Source organism: Devosia sp., assembly GCF_965229025.1.
Classification (GTDB): Bacteria; Pseudomonadota; Alphaproteobacteria; order Rhizobiales; family Devosiaceae; genus Devosia_A.
Map to the genome: position 1 here is coordinate 1,591,488 of NZ_OZ245853.1, position 20,482 is coordinate 1,611,969.

The 20,482-nt window shown below is 62.0% G+C and carries 16 protein-coding genes; 7 read left to right on the top strand and 9 right to left on the bottom strand.

Annotated features, from left to right (window positions below; all coding sequences use genetic code 11):
* The first annotated feature begins 263 nt into the window (after nucleotides 1-263).
* Nucleotides 264-461, top strand: a complete 198-nt coding sequence (locus ACO06J_RS07930; RefSeq protein ID WP_421760163.1) for a hypothetical protein — start codon at nucleotides 264-266, stop codon at nucleotides 459-461.
* Between the two features lie 6 nt (nucleotides 462-467).
* On the opposite strand, the gene ACO06J_RS07935 is transcribed toward ACO06J_RS07930, so the two are convergent.
* Nucleotides 468-2,498: a M3 family metallopeptidase gene (locus ACO06J_RS07935; RefSeq protein WP_421760164.1), complete on the bottom strand. Its 2,031-nt coding sequence runs from the start codon at nucleotides 2,496-2,498 to the stop codon at nucleotides 468-470.
* Between the two features lie 163 nt (nucleotides 2,499-2,661).
* On the opposite strand from ACO06J_RS07935, the gene chrA reads away from it, so the two are divergent.
* Nucleotides 2,662-4,038 carry a chromate efflux transporter gene (gene chrA, locus ACO06J_RS07940; RefSeq protein ID WP_421760165.1) on the top strand — a complete coding sequence of 459 codons (1,377 nt, stop codon included), beginning with the start codon at nucleotides 2,662-2,664 and terminating at the stop codon, nucleotides 4,036-4,038.
* On the opposite strand, the gene ACO06J_RS07945 is transcribed toward chrA, so the two are convergent.
* A complete protein-coding gene (locus ACO06J_RS07945; RefSeq protein ID WP_421760166.1) occupies nucleotides 4,031-4,288 on the bottom strand; it encodes a YdeI/OmpD-associated family protein in 258 nt (85 codons plus the stop codon). The two genes, chrA and ACO06J_RS07945, sit on opposite strands and share 8 nt — an antisense overlap.
* Nucleotides 4,289-4,455: 167 nt before the next feature.
* Here ACO06J_RS07945 and ACO06J_RS07950 point away from each other — a divergent pair, with 167 nt between their 5' ends.
* A complete protein-coding gene (locus tag ACO06J_RS07950; protein WP_421760167.1) occupies nucleotides 4,456-5,865 on the top strand; it encodes a cytochrome ubiquinol oxidase subunit I in 1,410 nt (469 codons plus the stop codon).
* Entirely contained in the window at nucleotides 5,855-6,859 is a 1,005-nt protein-coding gene (gene cydB, locus ACO06J_RS07955; protein ID WP_421760168.1) for a cytochrome d ubiquinol oxidase subunit II, read from the top strand. Before ACO06J_RS07950 ends, cydB begins: the two co-directional genes overlap by 11 nt.
* 453 nt (nucleotides 6,860-7,312) lie before the next feature.
* Here cydB and ACO06J_RS07960 read toward each other — a convergent pair whose 3' ends face one another.
* The 3 genes from ACO06J_RS07960 to cysD form a co-directional block, all read right to left on the bottom strand.
* Nucleotides 7,313-8,869: a peptidoglycan-binding protein gene (locus tag ACO06J_RS07960; protein ID WP_421760169.1), complete on the bottom strand. Its 1,557-nt coding sequence runs from the start codon at nucleotides 8,867-8,869 to the stop codon at nucleotides 7,313-7,315.
* Between the two features lie 85 nt (nucleotides 8,870-8,954).
* Nucleotides 8,955-10,868 (bottom strand): sulfate adenylyltransferase subunit CysN, encoded by a 1,914-nt coding sequence (cysN, locus tag ACO06J_RS07965; RefSeq protein WP_421760170.1) that lies wholly within the window; start codon nucleotides 10,866-10,868, stop codon nucleotides 8,955-8,957.
* Nucleotides 10,868-11,785, bottom strand: a complete 918-nt coding sequence (cysD, locus tag ACO06J_RS07970) for a sulfate adenylyltransferase subunit CysD (protein WP_421760171.1) — start codon at nucleotides 11,783-11,785, stop codon at nucleotides 10,868-10,870. The genes cysN and cysD overlap by 1 nt, the downstream gene beginning before the upstream one ends.
* A 195-nt stretch (nucleotides 11,786-11,980) precedes the next feature.
* Here cysD and ACO06J_RS07975 point away from each other — a divergent pair, with 195 nt between their 5' ends.
* The 3 genes from ACO06J_RS07975 (at nucleotide 11,981) to ACO06J_RS07985 (ending at nucleotide 16,125) form a co-directional block, all read left to right on the top strand.
* Complete coding sequence (locus tag ACO06J_RS07975; RefSeq protein ID WP_421760172.1) at nucleotides 11,981-13,384, top strand: cryptochrome/photolyase family protein; 1,404 nt, start codon at nucleotides 11,981-11,983, stop codon at nucleotides 13,382-13,384.
* A 173-nt stretch (nucleotides 13,385-13,557) separates the two neighbouring features.
* The gene (locus ACO06J_RS07980; RefSeq protein WP_421760173.1) at nucleotides 13,558-14,895 is read left to right on the top strand and encodes a hypothetical protein; all 1,338 of its coding nucleotides are present in this window, start codon (nucleotides 13,558-13,560) and stop codon (nucleotides 14,893-14,895) included.
* Between the two features lie 177 nt (nucleotides 14,896-15,072).
* On the top strand, nucleotides 15,073-16,125 hold the full coding sequence (locus tag ACO06J_RS07985) for a cysteine synthase A (protein ID WP_421760174.1): 1,053 nt from the start codon (nucleotides 15,073-15,075) through the stop codon (nucleotides 16,123-16,125).
* Between the two features lie 5 nt (nucleotides 16,126-16,130).
* Here the strand turns inward: ACO06J_RS07985 and ACO06J_RS07990 are convergent, their stop codons facing one another.
* The 4 genes from ACO06J_RS07990 to ACO06J_RS08005 form a co-directional block, all read right to left on the bottom strand.
* Nucleotides 16,131-17,195, bottom strand: a complete 1,065-nt coding sequence (locus ACO06J_RS07990; RefSeq protein WP_421760175.1) for a transporter substrate-binding domain-containing protein — start codon at nucleotides 17,193-17,195, stop codon at nucleotides 16,131-16,133.
* 68 nt (nucleotides 17,196-17,263) lie between these two features.
* The gene (locus ACO06J_RS07995) at nucleotides 17,264-18,013 is read right to left on the bottom strand and encodes an amino acid ABC transporter ATP-binding protein (protein WP_421762468.1); all 750 of its coding nucleotides are present in this window, start codon (nucleotides 18,011-18,013) and stop codon (nucleotides 17,264-17,266) included.
* 49 nt (nucleotides 18,014-18,062) lie between these two features.
* A complete protein-coding gene (locus ACO06J_RS08000) occupies nucleotides 18,063-19,142 on the bottom strand; it encodes an amino acid ABC transporter permease (protein ID WP_421762469.1) in 1,080 nt (359 codons plus the stop codon).
* Nucleotides 19,143-19,195: 53 nt separating this feature from the next.
* Complete coding sequence (locus tag ACO06J_RS08005) at nucleotides 19,196-20,386, bottom strand: amino acid ABC transporter permease (protein ID WP_421760176.1); 1,191 nt, start codon at nucleotides 20,384-20,386, stop codon at nucleotides 19,196-19,198.
* Nucleotides 20,387-20,482: the final 96 nt, after the last annotated feature.

A 20,482-nucleotide genomic window follows, 5' to 3' on the forward strand; every position in this document is an offset into this window, starting at 1 on the left:
GAATCACGCTACGCCGCCCGTCTACACTGCGGGCGGCGCTTGTTTTTGGGCCATGACTATCGCTAGGTTGCTCGCGCGGTAGAAAGCTGCGTTTGGGTTGTTGCGATACGCAACAACCGCTTTCCAGAAGAAAAGCGATATTCATGTTGTCGAAACAGACAAAATCCAGAAAATCGCAAAATAGTCCGCGCCCAACACGCCGGGGGCTTACCCGGCTGTCACCTGAGCGTAGTGAGAGTGTTGCCGTGATTTCCCAAACATCTGTGAGCGCACCTGCTGATTTGACGGGGCGCTTTGCGTCCGTTCTGAATGGCCTCAACAATCGCGAAGTCGGCGCCGACGCCCTGTTTGAGACGCTGAAGCTTGAGGCTCTCGACTGGGGCATGGACCAGGGCATCGACGCCAAGATTGTCGACACCCAGGAACAGCCCGTCACCGCCGAGAGCGAAGACAGCCACTAACCCTTTCTAGACTGCAGGCGTTGCAAATCCGCGCTGCTCCAGCAGCCCGTTGATCTGCGGGTCACGGCCACGAAACAGTCGATAGGCCTCCGAATAGTCACGGGAGCCGCCAGCCGAGTAGATATATTTGTACAGTCGGTCCGCCGTGGCAGTATCGAACGGGTCACCCGCGTCGGTGAACGCCCCAAACCCGTCCGCGTCAAGCACTTCCGACCACAGGTAGCTGTAGTAGCCACCCGCATAGCCGTCTCCAGCGAATATATGCAGGAAATGCGTGCTGGCGTGCCGAAGCACGATTTCGCGCGGCATGCCGATCCGCGCCAACGTCGTGCCCTCGACAGTCGCCACGTCGCCGCCAGAACCCGAGTGATAGTCGAGATCAAGCAACGCTGACGCGGTGAACTCCACCGTCTCAAACCCCTTGCCCGCCTTGCGCGCAGCCTTCATCCGCTCCAGCAGGTCTGAAGGGATTGCTGCCCCGGTCTTGTAGTGGGTCAGGCGCTCCAACACGGGCGGCTGTTCCAGCCAGTGCTCATAGAGTTGCGACGGCAGCTCCACAAAGTCCCGTACGACGCTGGTGCCGGAAATGCGCGGATAGGTGACGTTCGACAGCAGACCATGCAGCCCGTGGCCGAACTCGTGGAACACGGTGCGCGCTTCGTCCAGCGAGAGCAGCGCCGGTTCGCCCGCGGGCGGCTTGTTGAAGTTGCAGGTGTTGACCACCAGCGGCAGCACCTCGCCGCCAAGCTTGGACTGTTCGCGGAACGAGGTCATCCAGGCGCCGCTGCGCTTGCCGGCGCGGGCGAAGAAATCGCCGTAGAACACGCCAATGGTCTTGTCCTGACGCTCGACGGTCCAGACCTGCACATCTGGGTGGTAGCCTGGGATATCCGGACGCGGCACAAAGCTGACGCCGAACAGGCGGTTAGCCGTGTAGAAGGCGGCATCCACCACCTTGCCGAGTTCGAAATAGGGCTTCAGCTCATTCTCGTCGAAGTCGTAGCGCGCGAGCCGGAGCTTTTCGGCGTAGTAGCGCCAGTCCCAGGCTTCGAGGGTGATATCTGCCCCCTCCTCTGCTGCCAGCTTTTGCAGCGCGTCCCGGTCTTCCCCGGCTCGTCTGACGCCCGGCTGCCATACCGCATCGAGCAGATCGCGCGCTGCCGCCGGGTTGCCCGCCATGCTGTCAGCGAGCTTGAAATGCGCGTAGGTCTCGTAACCGAGCAGCTGCGCGAGTTCGGTGCGCAGCGCGACAATCTCGGCAATGGTCTTGGTGTTGTCGAAGGCGTTGCCATTGGCCCCGCGCTTGACGAAGGCTCGCCAGACCTTCTCGCGCACAGCGCGATTGGTGGCAAAGTGCAGCACCGGCTCGACGCTCGAGCGGGAAGGCGTGACAGCATATGGCGCATTGAGCTTGCGGTCCCGCGCCGTCTCCGAGGCTGCCGCGCGCGCAAAGTCCGGCAGCCCGTCGACTTCCGCCTCGGTGAGGCCAAACGCGGTCGACTGCTCGTCGCCCAGCACGTTTTGGCCAAACTGCGTGCCCAGCACCGCCAGTTGCTCAACGATCGCCGCAAATCGCAGCCGCTCGTCGGCGGAGAGTTTGGCGCCAGCGCGCACGAAATCGAGGTGGTACCGCTCCAGTACGCGCAGCGCTTCGGGCGTCAGGCCAAGGCTCGCGCGCTGCTGGAACAGCGCGTCGATCCTGGCGAACAGCGCCGGATCTAGAAAGATCGCGTTCCAGTGCCGCGCCACGAGGGGCGCCATGTCGCGCTCGACGGCCTGTAACTCATCGTTGGTATTGGCCGACGCCAGCTGCGAAAACACCGCATCGACCCGCCGTAGCGCCTGCCCGCTCAACTCCATCGCAATGATGGTGTTGTCAAAATTTGGCACGCCTGGCTGCGTTGCAATCGCGGACACTTCGCCCCGGTGTATGGCCAGCGCCTCTGAATAAGCCGGCTTGAAATCTGCCGTGGAAATCGCATCAAACGGCGGCGCTCCAAATGGCGTCGTCCAGGTCTCAAAAAACGGGTTGCTCATACCGAACTCCAAATCACGCCGCACGATGGCGCGACAGAGGCTGGAGGGCAAGGCCGACGCAATCAGGTTCGGGCCCTGCCAGCGCTTGACGACTCCCAGCCCTCACGTTCACGAGAGTGTCGGCTGCCCGATATAGGCGAGGCTTCTTCCAAAGGTCATCCTATTGCCCCTCGAACCCGCCCTCACAGTCCCGCCGCACCCCACCCTCCGCGAGGCCACCGCGGTCTGGGCGCGGATCGGGCTGCTGAGCTTTGGCGGCCCTGCGGGGCAGATCGCGCTGATGCATCGCGAACTGGTCGAAGAGCGCCGCTGGATATCGGAAAGCCGGTTCCTCCACGCGCTCAACTTCTGCATGCTGCTGCCCGGCCCCGAGGCCCAGCAACTGGCCACATATGTCGGCTGGCTGCTGCATGGGACGCGTGGCGGGGTGATTGCCGGCACGCTGTTCGTCTTGCCCGGCTTCTGCGTCATCCTCGCACTGTCGATAGCCTACGCCCTGCTGCACGAGGCGCACTGGCTGGAGAGCCTGTTCTTCGGATTGAAGGCCGCGGTGCTGGCGATCGTCATTGACGCGGTCCTTCGCGTGGCTAAACGCACCCTCAAGAACAAGATGCTGGTCGGCCTGGCGGCGCTCGCTTTCGTTGCCTTGTTTGCTGGCAACGTGCCTTTCCCGCTGGTGGTAATCGGTGCCGGTGTGTTTGGCTATTTCGGCGCACGCGCGCGGCCGGATATCTTTGCCGCCGGGGCGCACCGTGCAGCGGAGCCCGACCTTCCCTCAGTCATCGGCGACGGCGACGCCGGCCCGCGTCCTGGAGTTTTGAGTACGGTGCGCACCATCGCCATCTGGTCGCTACTCTGGGCCGCACCCTTGCTCCTCATCGTGCCGATGGCGGGCCTCAACAACACCTTCGCAGCCCTGTGGCTGTTCTTTTCGCAGATGGCGGTCGTCACCTTTGGCGGAGCCTACGCGGTGCTCGCCTACGTGGCGCAACAGGCGGTGCAGCAGTTCGGATGGCTCAACCCCGGGGAGATGATCGACGGGCTGGCGCTGGCAGAAACGACGCCCGGGCCACTGGTGCTGGTGCTCAACTTCGTCGGCTTCCTTGCCGCCTTCCGCGCGTCATCGGGGCTCGACCCCCTGCTCGCCGGGGTGCTGGGCGCGACGCTGACCGCCTGGGTCACGTTCGTCCCCTGCTTTCTTTGGATATTCCTCGGCGCACCACACATCGAGCGGCTGCGCTCCAATAAGGCACTGTCTGGAGCGCTGACCGCAATCACCGCTGCTGTCGTCGGCGTGATCCTGAACCTTGCGATCTGGTTTGGACTGCATGTCCTGTTCGGGACAGTCGGGACTTTCAATGCCGGCCCGTTTGTCGTCGCGTGGCCCGAGTGGCCGACCCTTAACCTGGCAGCTCTTGCCCTCAGCCTCGTGGCGACGCTGTGCCTATTCCGCCTGAAGCTGGGCGTGCCTCTTACACTCTCCATCTGTGGCGGCATTGGCCTCGCCCTCAGCCTCCTGCCAAGCGCCGGCGCTAGCTGACCTCCCCGCTCCACTTCATCCGCATATAAACGCCGCCAGCCTTCAGTTCCTCAAGCATCTGGTCCAGCCGCTTCTGCCGCGTCTCGGCGCGCTTTGCCCGGGTGATCCAGCCGATATAGTCGTTCTGCTGGTAGGCCGGCCGGGCGGCGTACGCTGCGACCATGCCGTGCGCTGCGAGAGCCGATTGAATATCCTCCGGCACGTCGTAGATTTGCCGCTTCAAGCCGCTAAACTTCGTCAAAGAGTCCATGACACTGCTCCATTCTTAAGAACAAATCACGAACATTTTTGCCGGTCAATACCCAAGGCGTCACAACGTCGCGCGACGGCAGATCGCGCGTCCAACCACCGCAGCGTAGTCTGGTCGTAATATGTGACCGAGTCGCCTAAGTCTCAGCCAGCCAATCGGAGGCCGAAATGTTTTTTGGACTTAGTGCCGAACTGCTGGCGCGCTTTCAGTTCGCGTTCACTGTCTCGTTCCACTTCATCTTTCCAGCGTTCTCGATCGGGCTCGCGAGCTATCTCGCCGTGCTCAACTGGCTGTGGTTGATGAAGCGCGACGCCGCCTATCTGCGGCTGTTCGACTACTGGAAGACCATCTTTGCAGTGACATTCGGCATGGGCGTCGTATCGGGCATCGTCATGAGCTACCAGTTTGGCACAAACTGGGCGAAATTTTCCGACAAGGCCGGCCCCATCATCGGACCGTTAATGGGCTACGAGGTGCTGACGGCGTTCTTCCTCGAAGCCGGGTTCCTAGGCATCGCGCTGTTCGGTCGCAAGCGCGTCGGCGAGGGGCTGCACATGTTTGCCGTTGCCATGGTGGCGGTCGGCACGCTCGTTTCAGCCACATGGATCCTTGCAGCCAACAGCTGGATGCAGACGCCGGCCGGATACACAATCGGCGCCAATGGCCAGTTCCTGCCCGCTGACTGGTGGCAGATCATCTTCAACGCGTCCTTCCCGTACCGGCTGGTGCACACGGTGCTCGCCGCGTTCCTCACCACCGCGTTCACCGTCGGCGCGGTTGGCGCTCTCCACCTCTTGCGTGACAAAACGAACCGCCAGGCGCGCATCATGTTCTCGATGGCGATGTGGATGGCAGCCATCGTCACCCCACTGCAGATCGCCGCCGGTGACCTCCACGGGCTCAACACGCTTGAGCACCAGCCGGCCAAGATCGCGGCGATGGAAGGCCATTACGAAACCCACAAGGGCGCGCCGCTGATCCTGTTTGGCATTCCCGACGACAAGGCCGGCGTCACGAACTTCGCGATCGAAATCCCGGTGCTCGGCTCGCTCATCCTCACCCACTCCGTGGACGGCGAGATCAAGGGTCTCAACGCCTTCCCGGCCGACCAGCGCCCCAATGCGCTGATCCCCTTCTTCACCTTCCGCATCATGGTGGGGCTGGGGTTCCTGATGCTGGGGGTCGGGCTCTGGTCGCTGTGGGCGCGGTTCCGCAAGAGGCTCTACGAGAGCACGTGGCTGCATCGCGCCGCGCTGGTCATGGGACCATCCGGGTTCATCGCCGTGCTCGCGGGCTGGTACACGACGGAAGTGGGTCGGCAGCCCTATACGGTCTATGGCCTGCTGCGCACATCCGACAGTCTCTCCAATGTCGATGCGCAGGCCATCGGCGCCTCGCTGATCGCCTTCATATTGGTCTACTTCCTCGTCTTCGGCGCTGGGACATTCTACATCCTGCGCCTGATGTGGAAGGCGCCGCTGGGCGATGACGGCGAACTCGAACAGGCACCCGTGCGTGCCGGCGGCATCACGCCCGCCATCCAGATGGAAGCCACAGGAGGCGACAATGCCGTTTGATCTGAGCTTCATCTGGGCCGGGCTGATCGCCTTTGCCGTGCTCGCCTATGTAGTACTCGACGGGTTCGACCTTGGCATCGGCATATTGTTCCCGCTGTTTCCCGACCGGCACGACCGCGACGTGATGACCAATTCGGTTGCGCCGGTATGGGATGGCAACGAGACCTGGCTGGTGCTGGGCGGTGGCGGGTTGATGGCGGTGTTTCCGCTCGCCTATGCCACCGTGCTGCCAGCGCTCTATATCCCGATCATCCTGATGCTTCTGGGGCTGATCTTTCGCGGCGTGGCATTTGAGTTCCGCTTCCGTACGACGCGGTGGCGTCCGGTGTGGGATTGGGGGTTTGCAGCAGGTTCGATCATCGCTGCAGCCATGCAGGGCATTGCGCTCGGCGCACTCGTGCAGGGCATTCGCATCGCCGACCGGCAATATGCCGGCGGCTGGTGGGACTGGCTGACGCCGTTCAGCATCCTGACCGGCGTGGCGCTGGTGGTTGGCTATGCGCTGCTCGGCGCGACCTGGCTGAACCTGAAGACGTCGGGCGCCCTGCAGGCGCAGGCGCGGCGCTATGCCATGATTGCTGGTGTCGGCACCTTGGCCCTGATTGGCGCTGTCAGCATATGGACGCCGTTCCTCGACACGGTCTATTTCCAGCGCTGGTTCGGGTTCCCGACGGCCTTCTTTTCGGCCTTTGTCCCTCTGCTCCTCGCTGCCTGCGCTTTCGCGCTCTGGCACGGGCTGACAACAGACAAGCACTTGCAGCCGTTCCTCGCTGCTCTTGGCCTGTTCGTCCTGAGCTTTATCGGGCTGGGGATCAGCTTTTACCCCTATATCGTCCCCGGCGCGCTCACCATCGCCGAGGCGGCAGCGCCGGACAGCTCGCTGTCGTTCCTCCTCGTCGGAGCGGTGTTCCTGATCCCGATCATCCTTGCTTATACCGGCTACGCCTACTGGGTGTTCCGCGGCAAAGTCGACCCCGAGGAGGGCTATCACTGATGCCCCGGCTCTCCTCGCAATTGCTGTGGTTCGTCGGACTCTGGTTCGCCGGGGTGCTGGCCGTTGGCATCGTGGGCTATGGCATCAGGCTGATGCTTGGGCACTGAAGTTCGGCAGATAATTGGCCTCTAGATCAACGGCTTGGCACCACTTATCCCCGTGTCCTGGGCCTCGTGTATGATGCGCTCACCTTTCCGATGCGAGGTGCCGACGGGGCATCGCGGAGGGGGATCGGGCTGGGGGCGAGCCGTTGCTCCCAGGGTTTCGGGACTCTGCACGCTTCAGCGGTAACCCCGGGCCAAAAGACCGTTCGCAATGGGCGGGGCGATAGTCCCACCGTATCAAGTTCGCGGGTCTACCCGCACCGGGACGAAGTCCCGCCCATGCCGCACCCAAGGGCGGCAAGACTGACCAGAAACCCGAAACCAGATGGCTGGCGGGCACTTTTTGCTGCTATGAACCGGTGCTCATGACGTAGCAGCCGCCACCGCCCGACTTGATCGCGGTACAGATCGTGTTGGCGCGCTCCACCGATTCCGTTGGTAGCCGGACGCGGTAGACCACCCCCTTTGCGCCGAGGTCGTCCGTCTCGATCTCCAGCCTCGCACCGCCAAACAGGCTGCCCCAATGGTTCTGGGCATAGCCGAGCGACCTGGTCGCCTCTGCCACAGAAGTCAGGCTCGACAACTGCACGAAGGCCGGGCCGTCAGTACGTGCAACCGAAGGAACCGACTCGGCCGGGTCATCCATCGCCACCTTCACAGTGATCGGCGGGCCGTGATTGATGCCGTATTCCCGCAGTTCATGCGGCGAGAACACGTACATGTCCTCCGGCGGGGTGCGCAGCATGTGCGAAATCACCTGATGCTTGACCCCAAACTCCTCAAGCGCATCGAGCAGATCGCCGAGTGTCGTCTGCGCCAGCACAAGGTCAGCGACATCCGCCGAGATCTGGTGCACGCCGAGCTCGCCATCAGCCTCACGATCGACGCCTGCAAAGAAGATGTAGCTGCACGCCGAATAGCACCCCATGTCGCGAGGCACGTAGGTCGAGAGCCCCAGCCGCCGGATCTGGCGGGCCATGGCGAGGGCGCTGTCCACGGCGCCTCCGGGACTGTTGAGAACGACGATGCGTGCCTGGGGCCGCGCCTTCAGCGCCTTGTCGAACTCGGCCGGCGTCGCCGCCGTGATATCGGCATTGAGGATAATGACGTCGCGCTCGTCCTTGGGCAGGCGGAAGGCGCTCTGCTGGTCGGGAGGCAAATCGGTAGCCGAGGTCTTGTCGCCCTCGCCCGGCGCGATGCTGCCAACCGGCGAGAAATGCGAAGCAAGATAGACCGAGGTGATCGCCCCCTCGTTGGAGTAGCCCTTGCCCCACGCCAGCGAATACCCAACCGCCTCGCCGCCCGCGGCGAGGAACATGGTGTAGAACGAATACTTGCCGACGGTGCCGGTGACCACAAAGCGCGTGTCGCTGAAACTCTGATAGCTGATGACACGATCCGCATCAGGCTTCAGAACCGATGCGTAGAGGTCCGCAAAGGACTGCTCGGTCAGGCTCGCGTGCATGGTCTCGAGCGAAAACTCGCCATCATTGCTGGCATAGGACGTGCCGGCGTCGGTCGGCTCGCGCTTAGTCAGCAGCGCGGTCGGAATGAACATGTCGACGTGCCCGGCGGCGTCGTTGACCGGCGCGATGCCGAGCCTGTCGTTGACCTTGGCCGCAAGCTCATTGAGCGACGCCCGCTCAGGGGCGGTCAGAACCCCGGTATCGGGTCTGCCCTGGCTGCGCTGAAAGGATGTGATGGCGTCGAATGTGCCTCGACCAAACTGGCCATCGACGAGGAAATCGCAGTGGCCGAGAAGGAGGAGATCCGCCTGCGTCGCCTCGCGGTCATCAATGCTGAGATCGTCGAACCAGGCTTGGCTATCATCGAACGCGGCAAGCACTGGCTGCGCTTGAAAACAGGCAAGCAGCAGCCAGATAGTGAGCCGAAGGGCCGTACGCATGGAGGGAAAACCGGTGGTCGATCCGCCGATTCACCCTGCCACCAAACGGGGCGCCGCACAATGGAAGCGGCGCCCGTCCACAATCTCAAATCGAGTAGCCGGAGTCCCAATCGAAGATGCGCGCGTAGAGTTCATCAGCCATCTGTACCGGGTCATACAGCGCACCGTGCAGCACCACATCGGCGTGCTCGGGAGCTTCATATGGGCTCGAAATGCCGGTGAAGTTCTTGATCTCGCCACGCCGGGCTCGGGCATAGAGTCCCTTCGGATCGCGCGCTTCGCAGACCTCAAGCGGTGTGTTGACGTGGACCTCGGTGAACTTGATGTCCCCGGCGATCTCGCGAGCCAGGCGGCGCTCGTTCTGGAACGGGGAGATGAACGAAACGAGCACGACCAGCCCGGAATCCGCCATCAGTCGCGCGACTTCGGCAACACGCCGGATGTTCTCAACGCGGTCCTCATCGGTGAAACCGAGGTCCTTGTTGAGGCCGTGCCTGACGTTGTCGCCATCGAGAATGTAGGCGTGGCGCCCCTCGGCAGTGAGACGCTTCTCGACGAGGTTGGCGACGGTGGATTTGCCCGAGCCCGAGAGCCCGGTGAACCAAACAACCTGCGGCGTCTGCCCCTTCATTTCGGCGCGCACCCTGCGGTTCACGTCGAACGACTGGTAGCTGAGGTTCTGCGCCCGGCGGAGGCCGAAGTCGATCACGCCTGCGCCCAAGGTCGCGTTGGTGATGCGATCGATGAGGATGAAGCTGCCGGTCAGCGGATTGTCGGTGTAGGCGTCGAACGCCACCGGCTTATCCGTGGCGATCGTCACGGTGCCGACCTCGTTCAATTCGAGAGTCTTGGCAGCGGTTTGTTCGAGCGTATTGACGTTGGTTCTGAACTTCAGCGCGGTGATCGAGGCGGGAATGGTCTGGGCGCCCATCTTCAGCAGGTAGGACCGACCCGGCAGCGCCTGCTCTTCGTTCATCCAGACAAGGCGCGCCTGGAACTGGTTCGAATAGTCTGGCGTCTCGCCAGGATGGACAAGAACGTCGCCACGAGAGATATCGACCTCGCGGTCGAGGACGAGCGTCACGGCCTCCCCCGCGATGGCTTCATCGCGGTCACCATCCATCGTGACGATGCGGGTGACAACAGCAGGCGTCCGCGAGGCAGCGACGAGGAGTTCGTCGCCGACCTTCACCAGCCCCGACGCGACCGTGCCCGAAAAGCCGCGGAAATCGAGATTAGGCCGATTCACCCATTGCACGGGAAAACGCAACGTTTTGCTGCTTCGGTCGGTCGCGACCTCGATGGTCTCGAGGTAGGGCACCAGCTGCGGGCCGTTGTACCAGGGCGTCGCCGGGCTAGGCGTCAGGATATTGTCGCCCCTGAGCGCAGATAGCGGGATGGCGACTAGAGTCTCAAAGCCAAGATCCTTGGCGAAGGCGCGGTACTCTGCCTCGATGGCGTCGAATACCTTCTGGTCGTAGTTGACCAGATCGATCTTGTTGACCGCCAGAACCACGTGCTTCACGCCGATCAGCGACAGGATAAAGCTGTGACGACGGGTCTGCGTCAGGACACCCTTGCGCGCATCGATCAGGACGATGCCCAGTTCGGCGTTCGAGGCGCCTGTCGCCATGTTGCGGGTGTACTGCTCGTGGCCGGGAGTATCGGCGACGATGAATTTGCGCCGTGCGGTGGAGAAGAACCGGTAAGCGACATCAATGGTGATGCCCTGTTCGCGCTCGGCGGTCAGCCCATCCACCAGCAGCGAGAAATCGATCCCCTCGTCGCCCGTGGTCCGGTTGCGACTCTCCTTGCGGAGGCTGGCCAATTGGTCATCAAGAATGAGCTGGCTGTCATAAAGCAGCCGGCCGATCAGCGTCGACTTGCCGTCGTCCACAGACCCGCAGGTCATGAACCGGAGCAGGCCCTTCTCAGTCTGCTCGGAGAGCCAGGCGTCGAGCGTGGTGGCGGTTGAAGCATTCATCAGGGGGGCCGACATCAGAAGTACCCCTCCTGTTTCTTCTTCTCCATCGAGCCGACCTGATCGCTGTCAATCAGCCGGCCCTCCCGCTCAGACGTCCGAGAGGCCTGCATTTCCATAATGATCGATGGCAGATCGCCTGCGTCGGACTGGATAGCACCGGTCAGCGGATAGCAACCGAGGGTGCGGAAGCGGACGACCTCCTCGCGCGGTTTTTCACCCGGCGCTAACGGCATGCGATCATCGTCCACCATGATCAGCGTGCCCTGGCGCTCAACCACGGGCCGCGGCTTTGCGAAGTAGAGCGGCACGATCTCGATGTTTTCCGAATAGATGTAGGTCCAGATGTCGAGCTCGGTCCAGTTCGAGATCGGGAACACCCGCATGCTCTCACCGGGGTTGAGGCGGGTATTGAAGATGCGCCAAAGCTCAGGGCGCTGGTTCTTCGGGTCCCAGGCATGCTGGGCGTTGCGGTGCGAAAAGATACGTTCCTTGGCACGCGACTTCTCTTCGTCGCGACGAGCACCGCCGATGGCAGCGTCGTAGCCCCCTGCCGTCAGCGCCTGCCGCAGGGCCTGCGTCTTCATGATATCGGTATAGCGCGACGAGCCGTGGTCGAACGGATTGATATTGTTCGCCTTGCCCTCGGCGTTGGTGTGGACGATGAGCTCGAAGCCGTGCTCACGCGCCATCCGATCGCGAAAAGCGATCATCTCGCGGAACTTCCAGGTGGTATCGATGTGCAGCAGCGGGAAGGGAATGCGGCTGGGGTAGAACGCCTTGCGGGCGAGATGCAGCAGGACGGAGGAGTCCTTGCCAATCGAATACATCATCACCGGGCGCTCGAAACTCGCCGCCACTTCGCGGAAGATTTCAATGCTCTCGGATTCGAGGGACTTTAGGTGGCTGAGTGCGCGCGGGCCGATTGCGGTCATGCGAAGGCGGTACCCTGTGTGTTTGCTGTCAGATACGCGCTTGGTTGGCCCCCGGCAAGGTCATCAGAGCATTGCAAAAGCTGAACCATTCCCCTGATTTTCGCGTATGACCCCATCAAAAGGCGGTGCTTGTGCGCGGCTCGTTCGGACCAGAATGAGAGCGCCCCAGACGGCGCGAAAAGGAAAAAGCATTCCATGGCTTCAACTGCACTCGTTTGGCTGCGAAATGACCTCCGGATCGCTGACAACCCGGCACTTGTGGCCGGTCTGGCACACGGGAGGGTGGTAGCGCTACATGTCGAAGCCACCGACGAAACCTTGCGCCGCCGAGGTAGTGCCTCCCGCTGGTGGCTGAACCGGAGCCTTCGCGCGCTCGCTGTCGATCTGGCCGACATTGGTGTCAGGCTCGTTACTGCGGAAGGCGAGAGCGAAGAGATCGCGTTCGAGACCTTACGGGCGCATGGGGCCGACGCACTGTTCTGGAACCGGCGATACGGCCCCGCAGAGCGCGAAATCGACGCGGCAATCAAGCTGCGTGGGCGGAGCGAGGGAATAGCGGTCGAGAGCTTTCCCGGTAGTGTCCTCGTCGAGCCCTTCGACATAGCGACCGGTTCCGGTGGCCCCTATTCCGTGTTCACCCCATTCTGGAAGACGCTGCGCACCCGAAACATTGCGGCACCAAGGTCAGCGCCGAGCGCTGCGCCTCCGATCAGCCCAGATGCCGTCGATACCGGCTACAGAACGCCAACCTGGGCCACCAAATTTGACGAGCATTGGCAGCCGGGGGAGCGGGCTGCGCTGGCCCGACTGCATAGCTTTCTTGAACACCAACTCGCTGGGTATGCCGACCAGCGGGATTTTCCGACCCACAGCGTCACATCGCAGCTATCGCCTCACCTGGCGTTCGGAGAGATTAGCCCGCGCCAGATCTGGCACAGCGCGCAGTCAGTGGCCCACTCGCGGCCCGAGGCTGCAGCGGCCGTGGACAAGTTCCTGTCTGAACTGGCTTGGCGCGATTTCAACTACACGCAGTATTTCCATCGCACGGACATAGCCAATGTGCCGATGCAGGAGCGGTTCTCCCGGCTTTCCTGGCGAGAAGACGATGCAGCCCTTGCTGCCTGGAAACAGGGGCGAACGGGGTTCCCCATCGTTGATGCGGGGATGCGGGAGTTGTGGGCAACGGGCACGATGCATAACCGGGTGCGGATGCTGGTGGCGTCGCTGGTTTGCAAGAACCTGCTGCTTGACTGGCGCCTTGGCGAGCAGTGGTTCTGGGATACGCTGGTTGATGCCGACCCGGCGAGCAACCCTGGCAACTGGCAATGGGTGGCTGGTTCAGGCCTCGATGCTTCACCGTTCTTCCGCATTTTCAATCCCGTCACCCAGGGTGAGCGGTTTGACGCGGATGGTCGGTACGTCCGCCGATGGGTCCCAGAATTGGCGCTGCTTCCCAACGAGTGGCTGCACGAGCCGTTCGAAGCCCCGCCGGCGGTACTCCGCGCAGCGGGCGTAGACCTTGAAGCGAACTACCCCGCACCGATCGTCGATCTGAAAATGTCTCGCGAGCGGGCACTCGAGGCGCTCAAACAGCTCTGATCCCACGACACTCACCGTTGCTGCAGCAAAATTGTCCTGCAGTGCCGAATTCCAAGACTGCCGCTCACCGCTATTGACGTGCTATGTGCAAACTTGGAAATCGCGGCCTGCCGCTTTCAGAATTGGGCTGACGACGGAGTTGCGCTGTGAGAATTGCCGCCGTGCTCTGCGGTTTGATCGCCGGGCTGTTTGTACTGCTCGCGCCTTACGGCCTGGGCATCGACCTCCTCTCTCCGTTTCTTAAGTTCTGGAGCACCACCCGGCTACCATCATCGATTGGCACGGCGATCTGGTTCGCGGTCCCGATAGCGGCTGTCCTTGGCGGGCTGCTGACACTGGTGATCCCCGGGCTAGGGACGCTGCTGCTGACGATTGCCGGTTTCGCATGGATTGCAATCGGCGTCGGCGACGCCGAACTGCTGCGATACGAACTCCTGGCGCCTGCTGGATTGGCGCTGCTTGGAGCAGTGCTGGCGTTTATCGGCGGTGAACTCGCAATACGCCGCCGCAGAGTAGCACGGCGGGCTGACCAGAAGTCGACTGTGGAGTGGGAAGCGGAGGAAAGTGACAACGTAGCGGCGCGGGAGGCCGCGCTGAAGCTGGCACCGCACATGGTGCGCTCCACTCCCAGCAGAGGAACGCCGCTGCGAGAAATTCCTCTGACTCTTGACGACCTGTCACCGCCCGGCTCGGGATTTTCAACTCGTCGCAGCGCTCAACCCGCTCCTGGTATGGCGTTTGAACCATCGATCGGTGCCCGACCGCAGTCCGGACCTGACCTGACGCGCAAAGCGGCGCTCTCGCCGGGACCAATTGTGGCAGAGATTGAGAGCGTGGACCGCGATCGCCGATTGGTGGCACCGGAAATCGAGCCTTCGAACTCAGGCCATGTGATGTGGCTGTCGATCATCAACTCGGTTGCCTTGCTGATCGTGGCGGTGGCGGTGGGAGCGCTGTTGATCCGCGCATATCCGGAAGTTCTGCCCCTCTTCAGCAAGACCACCACCGAGGTTGCTTCGGCAGCACCACAGGACATTGGAAAGAACAACCCTGCCACTTCGCCCGGCGCGATGACGTTGCAGCCAGCGCTATCGGCTTCAGCTGCGCAGTTGTCGAACCCCTATGACTATTGCAGTGCTGTCAAGAACATCGACTTTGTAGATAGCCGGTACACTGGCCCCAGCTTCACGCCGGAGATTGCTGCTGCGCTGAAAGTGCCGGCGACCTCGACGCCCGACAAGGTGAAATGGCGTTGCGTCGATGGCGCGGTGTATGCCTGTAGCGCTTTTGGATGGCCGGCCTGCGATGTGACGCCGACTGTTGCGCAGATGCAGGAATTCTGCTCGCGCAACCCGGAGGTGAAGCGCCTGGTGGCGCCGCATGGCGTCTGGGCTTGCGAGGGCGGGATACCGCGTCTGCCGGACGCTTCCAGTTGGCCCGTCGATGCGCGAGGTTTCTACCCCGACGCCTGGATAAGGGTCGTGCCAGCAAATCTCCGGTCGGACGGCTAGTTGCCGAACCTGCGCGGCAGGGGACAATTGGGTAGTTTTGCTCGATTGTAGCACCGCAACGCGGCCATCTTCCAAGACTGGGTGCTACATCGAAACGCCTTACCATTCCGGGACTTATCCCTTGGCATCGCCAAGGGGTGGTCTTACTTTCAGATTCAGTTCACCCAGTTCTGGCTCATGACCAAGCACCTCGACGTAATCTCTGCGATTGGCAACACACCCCTCATCCGGCTCAATCGCGTTTCAGACGCGACAGGGTGCGATATCTGGGGCAAGGCCGAGTTTCTTAATCCGGGCCAGTCGGTCAAGGATCGGGCGGCGCTCTACATCATCAGGGACGCAGAACGACGTGGCCTGCTACGGCCGGGCGGGACCATCGTCGAGGGAACGGCGGGGAATACCGGAATCGGGCTAAGCATGGTCGCTAATGCTCTGGGCTACAAATCCGTCATCGTCATTCCCGAGACGCAAAGCCAGGAGAAGAAGGACGCGCTGACGTTGTTGGGCGCGACGCTGATCCAGGTGCCGGCTAAACCCTACAAGAATCCGAACAACTACGTGAAGCTGAGCGGCCGGTTGGCCGAGAAACTGGCTCGCGAGCTGCCCCAGGGCGCGGTCTGGGCCAACCAGTTTGATAATGTGGCGAACCGGCAGGCGCATATTGAAACGACAGGCCCGGAAATCTGGGAGCAGACTGGCGGCAAGGTCGATGGTTTTGTGTGCGCTGTAGGTTCAGGAGGCACGCTCGGCGGCATCTCCATGGCCCTCAAGGCACGCAATAGCGATGTTCAGATCGGCATTGCAGACCCAGAGGGCGCAGCGCTCTACAGCTACTATAGCACCGGCGAACTCAAATCTTCCGGCGGCTCGATCACCGAGGGGATTGGCCAGGGACGTATCACGGCCAACCTCCAGGACGTGGTCGTCGACCGGGCCTACCAGATTTCGGACAGCGAGGCCCTGCCCTACGTCTTTGACCTGCTGGAGCACGAAGGGCTGTGTCTCGGCGGTTCGTCGGGGATCAACATTGCCGGCGCGGTGCGGCTGGCCCGCGACCTCGGGCCGGGCAAGACCATCGTGACCATCCTTTGCGACTATGGCAACCGGTACCAGAGCAAGCTCTACAATCCCGAGTTCCTGAGGTCCAAGAACCTGCCCGTTCCGCACTGGCTTGAGGAAACGCCGTCCATAGACTGGCGTACCGTGCTGGAGCCCGAACCGGCTGCCTGACGGGGCTATTCTACCGGCGGCGCGTAGAGCAGGCCGCCATTGACCCACAGTGCGTTCTGGCCACGGACCACCGCAGCACCGGTTTCAGGTCCGAAGCTCCGCTCGAAGATCTCTCCATAGTTGCCCACAGCCTTGATGACGTTGGCGATGAATTTCGAATCGAGGCTCAACGGGCTGCCGAAATCTCCCTCGAGCCCGAGGAGCCGCCGGATACGGTGGGTCTTGGCGGCCGCAAGCGAGCCGATGTTGAGCGAGGTCACTCCCGCCTCTTCAGCGTCGATCAGGGCGAACAGCGTCCACTGGACAATGTCGAACCACTGATCGTCACCGGCGCGGACAACCGGGCCAAAGGCGCCCTTCGAAATGCGCTCGGGTAGGATGCGGTGGGTTGCCGGGTCGGGGAACCCGCGACGCATGGCGTTGAGCCAACTGGCCGGGCCGGATACCGCGTTGCAGATGCCGGAGCGATAGGCATACGACAGGTCCTCGCGGTCCTCATAGAGCACCTCGGTGTAAGCCGCCTGCGTGGTGAAGAAGAACTCGCGCAGGTTTGCTAGAAGTTCGGGGTCGTCGACGACGCAAACCGAGACTTTGTCGAGCTCATAGGCTGAGACGAAGCCAAGCGATTGCGGCACCATGATCGCCTGGCCATCGAAGAACGACGTCGCGACATAGCTGGCACCGAAGCCGATGTCTCGACGCATGGTCCATGATGCATTGCGGGCGATCAGGTCGATGTCGCCGGTCTGCAATTGCGCAAAGCGGCTGTCGCCGGTGAGGGCAACGAACTCCATCTTGCTGGGATCGTCGAAGATGGCGACGGCGACGGCGCGGCAGAAATCCACGTCGAACCCGGTCCAGCGGCCGTCGGCGCCGGGTTGGGCGAAGCCCGGCAAGGGATCGGCCGAAGCGCAGATGAGGTGACCCCGGTCGCGCACCGCCTGCAGCGTGCGGCCCGCAACTGCAGCTTGTTGACCGTATGCAACGGTCGGGAGCAGGAGGCACAAGGCGGCCGCAATAGTTCCCAGCAAGGTCCGGGTGGCACCAAAAGCCGAAGTCAAATCACTCACTCCCGTTGGCCCCGCGGCACTATCGTGACGCGGATGCCCAGGGTCAAGGCGCGAAAAGCGCGCAGCCGCTAGTGCAGGATCTGGCTGAGGAAGAGCTTGGTACGCTCATGTTGCGGATTGGAGAAGAACGGCTCCGGCTCGTTCTGCTCGATGATCTGGCCCTGGTCCATGAAGATCACGCGGTTGGCAACCTGCCGAGCAAAGCCCATTTCGTGGGTGACGCAAAGCATGGTCATGCCTTCTTCGGCGAGGCTGATCATCACGTCCAGCACTTCCTTGACCATCTCGGGGTCGAGGGCGGAGGTCGGTTCGTCGAACAGCATGATCTGCGGGTTCATGCAGAGCGAACGCGCAATGGCGACACGTTGCTGCTGGCCGCCAGAGAGCTGGCCGGGATACTTGTTGGCCTGCTCGGGGATCTTGACGCGCTTGAGGTAAGTCATAGCCGTATCTTCGGCCTGCGCCTTGGGGATACCGCGGACCCAGATCGGCGCGAGCGTCAGGTTCTGGAGGATCGTCAGGTGCGGGAACAGGTTGAAGTGCTGGAACACCATGCCGACTTCACGGCGGACCTCATCCACCCGCTTGAGGTCGGAGGTGAGTTCTGTACCGTTGACGATCAACTGCCCCTTCTGGTGCTCCTCAAGGCGGTTGATGCAGCGGATCAGCGTCGACTTGCCCGACCCTGAAGGACCGGCGATGACGATACGCTCGCCACGCATCACCTTCAGGTTAATGTCACGCAGCACGTGAAAGTCAGCGTACCACTTGTTCATGTTGATGATTTCAACCGCCACATCGGTCTTGGAGACCTGCATGTGGGAGCGGTCGATCTGATGATCGGGGGCAACGGAGTCGTGCACGGGATTACCTCTTGTGGCCGACGCGCAGGCGCTTTTCGAGGAAAAGCGAATAGCGCGAAATGGCGAAGCAGAGAACGAAGAATAGTAGCGCGGCGAAGACGTAGCTGGTGACTGCCTTGGTCGGTGTCGCCCAAGCCGCGTCGGAGTTGATGGCCTTGACCGCGTTCAGTAGGTCGAAGATGCCGATGATCGCCACCAGCGACGTGTCCTTGAGCAGCGAGATGAAGTTGCCCACGATACCGGGGATCACCAGAGTGAGCGCCTGCGGCATGATGATGAAGGTCATCGATTTCCAGTAACTGAGGCCAAGGGCAGAAGCAGCTTCATATTGACCGCGTGGCAGCGCCTGGAGGCCACCACGGATCACCTCGGCCATATAGGCACTGTAGAACAGTGTGAGACCAATCATGGCACGCAGCAGGCGGTCGACGTTAGTGCCCTCGGGCATGAACAGCGGCAGCATCACCGAGGCCATGAAGAGCACGGTAATCAAGGGCACTGCCCGCCAGAGCTCGATGAAAAGGATGCAGAACGCCTTGACGATCGGGAGCTTGGACCGTCGACCGAGAGCGAGAAGCACACCGATGGGGAACGACCCGGTGATCCCCACCACCGACAGCAAGAAGGTAATCAGCAGGCCGCCCCACTGATCGGTCGCGATCTCGCTGAGCCCGAAAACACCGCCGTGCAAAAGGAAGAAGGAGACGATCGGGTAGACGATGAAAAACAGTGCGGCATTGGTGCGCTTGAACGGCGCTGAGGGCCAAAGCAGCGGCACCAGCAGGGCCAGTGACAGCGCGAAGAACACGTTGACGCGCCAGTACTGGTCGGTGGGGTAAGGCCCATAGATCAGGAACGTGCCGCGCGCCGAAATGAAGGCCCAGCAGGCGCCCACGTTTTCCACGCGACAGTCATCGGGCGTTCCCGCCCAAACAGCGCGTTGAAACAGGAAGCCAAACAGCGCGGGCAAGAGCCAGGCGAGGAACAACACTGAGAGCACGGTCAGCACTGAACTGCCAAAGCTCGAAAACAGGTTCTTCTTCAGCCAGCCAGTCAGGCCCACGCCACCGGGGGGTGGGCCCATGGGCTGGACGAGTTCACTGCGGACGAAAGCTGTATCGGTCACGGCGCCGCCCCTTATCTTTCTACCAACGCCACGCGGGCGTTGAACCAGTTCATGAAGGCGGAGGTGACGAGCGAGAAGATCAGGTAGACGAGCATGGTCATGCCAATGATCTCGAAGGCCTTGCCGGTCTGATTGAGCGCGGTACCGGCGAAGACGTTCACCAGTTCGGGGTAACCGATGGCAGCGCCGAGCGAGGAATTCTTGGTGAGGCTGAGATACTCGCTGGTCAGCGGCGGGATGACCACGCGCATGGCCTGCGGCAAGACCACTAGCCGCAACCGGTCACCGTCACGAAGGCCAAGAGACTGCGCCGCCTCAGTCTGGCCGTGGCTGACTGCTTGGATGCCGGAGCGAACGATCTCGCCGATGAATGTTGCCGTGTAGAGCGTCAGACCCACGATCATCGCGGCCAGTTCGGGTGGTATGTCGATGCCACCCTTGAAGTTGAAGCCGGAGAGGACAGGCGGGTCGACATTGATCACTGAGCCCGAGGCGAGGAAGGTAATCGCCGGAATGGCTATCAGGATGAGGATGGCAACGATCAGCGTGGGGAAGCGCTTGCCGGTGGCGAACAGTCGTTGCTTGGCCCACTGGCGCACGCCGAAGGCCGCGACGATCGCAACGAGCACTGACCCCAGCACCCAAACGAAGCGCTCGTCGAACACCAGCTTCGGTACGAAGATGCCGCGCTGGTTGAGATAGAAATCGTTCCACACGACCATGCTGGTCTTAACCGGTGGCAGCGTCTTGAGCACCGCAAAGTAGATCACGAACAGCCACAGCAGCAGCGGAATGTTGCGCGTGACCTCGACGTAGACCATGGCCATCTTGGCGACGATCCAGTTCTTGGACAGGCGCGCGATACCGAGGAAGAAGCCGAGAATGGTGGCGAGGATGATGCTTATGAAAGAGGCGAGCAGCGTGTTCAGCAGCCCGACGACGAACACCTCCCAATAGGTCGAGGTACGATCGAAGTCGATAACCGAAAAGCCGATATCGAAGCCCGACGTGCGGGTAAGGAACTCGAACCCCATGTTCTTGCCCTGCGCGGCAAGATTCTGGATGGCGTTGAGAACGAGCCAGGCACCGCCGCCAACGACAAGGGCAATGACGACAACCTGGTAGATAATACCGCGTATGGCGGGATCGTTGAAAAGCGAGGTCCGGGGTGGTGCCTGCCGCACCGCGTCCTGCATTGCCATTCAGTTCACTCCGTCGGCCGAAGCCGGATAAACCCTGCCCATCTACCCGCCAGCACCCCCATGCCAACGGAGCAATCGAGCCCCGGCATCTTGCGA

Coding starts and splice junctions, on each gene's coding strand:
- ACO06J_RS08005 (WP_421760176.1), bottom strand. CDS start 20,386: ATGGCAATGCAGGACGCGGTGCGGCAGGCACCACCCCGGACCTCGCTT.
- ACO06J_RS07995 (WP_421762468.1), bottom strand. CDS start 18,013: ATGCAGGTCTCCAAGACCGATGTGGCGGTTGAAATCATCAACATGAAC.
- ACO06J_RS07950 (WP_421760167.1), top strand. CDS start 4,456: ATGTTTTTTGGACTTAGTGCCGAACTGCTGGCGCGCTTTCAGTTCGCG.
- ACO06J_RS08000 (WP_421762469.1), bottom strand. CDS start 19,142: ATGGGCCCACCCCCCGGTGGCGTGGGCCTGACTGGCTGGCTGAAGAAG.
- ACO06J_RS07985 (WP_421760174.1), top strand. CDS start 15,073: ATGACCAAGCACCTCGACGTAATCTCTGCGATTGGCAACACACCCCTC.
- cydB (WP_421760168.1), top strand. CDS start 5,855: ATGCCGTTTGATCTGAGCTTCATCTGGGCCGGGCTGATCGCCTTTGCC.
- ACO06J_RS07935 (WP_421760164.1), bottom strand. CDS start 2,498: ATGAGCAACCCGTTTTTTGAGACCTGGACGACGCCATTTGGAGCGCCG.
- ACO06J_RS07960 (WP_421760169.1), bottom strand. CDS start 8,869: ATGCGTACGGCCCTTCGGCTCACTATCTGGCTGCTGCTTGCCTGTTTT.
- cysD (WP_421760171.1), bottom strand. CDS start 11,785: ATGACCGCAATCGGCCCGCGCGCACTCAGCCACCTAAAGTCCCTCGAA.
- ACO06J_RS07975 (WP_421760172.1), top strand. CDS start 11,981: ATGGCTTCAACTGCACTCGTTTGGCTGCGAAATGACCTCCGGATCGCT.
- ACO06J_RS07945 (WP_421760166.1), bottom strand. CDS start 4,288: ATGGACTCTTTGACGAAGTTTAGCGGCTTGAAGCGGCAAATCTACGAC.
- cysN (WP_421760170.1), bottom strand. CDS start 10,868: ATGTCGGCCCCCCTGATGAATGCTTCAACCGCCACCACGCTCGACGCC.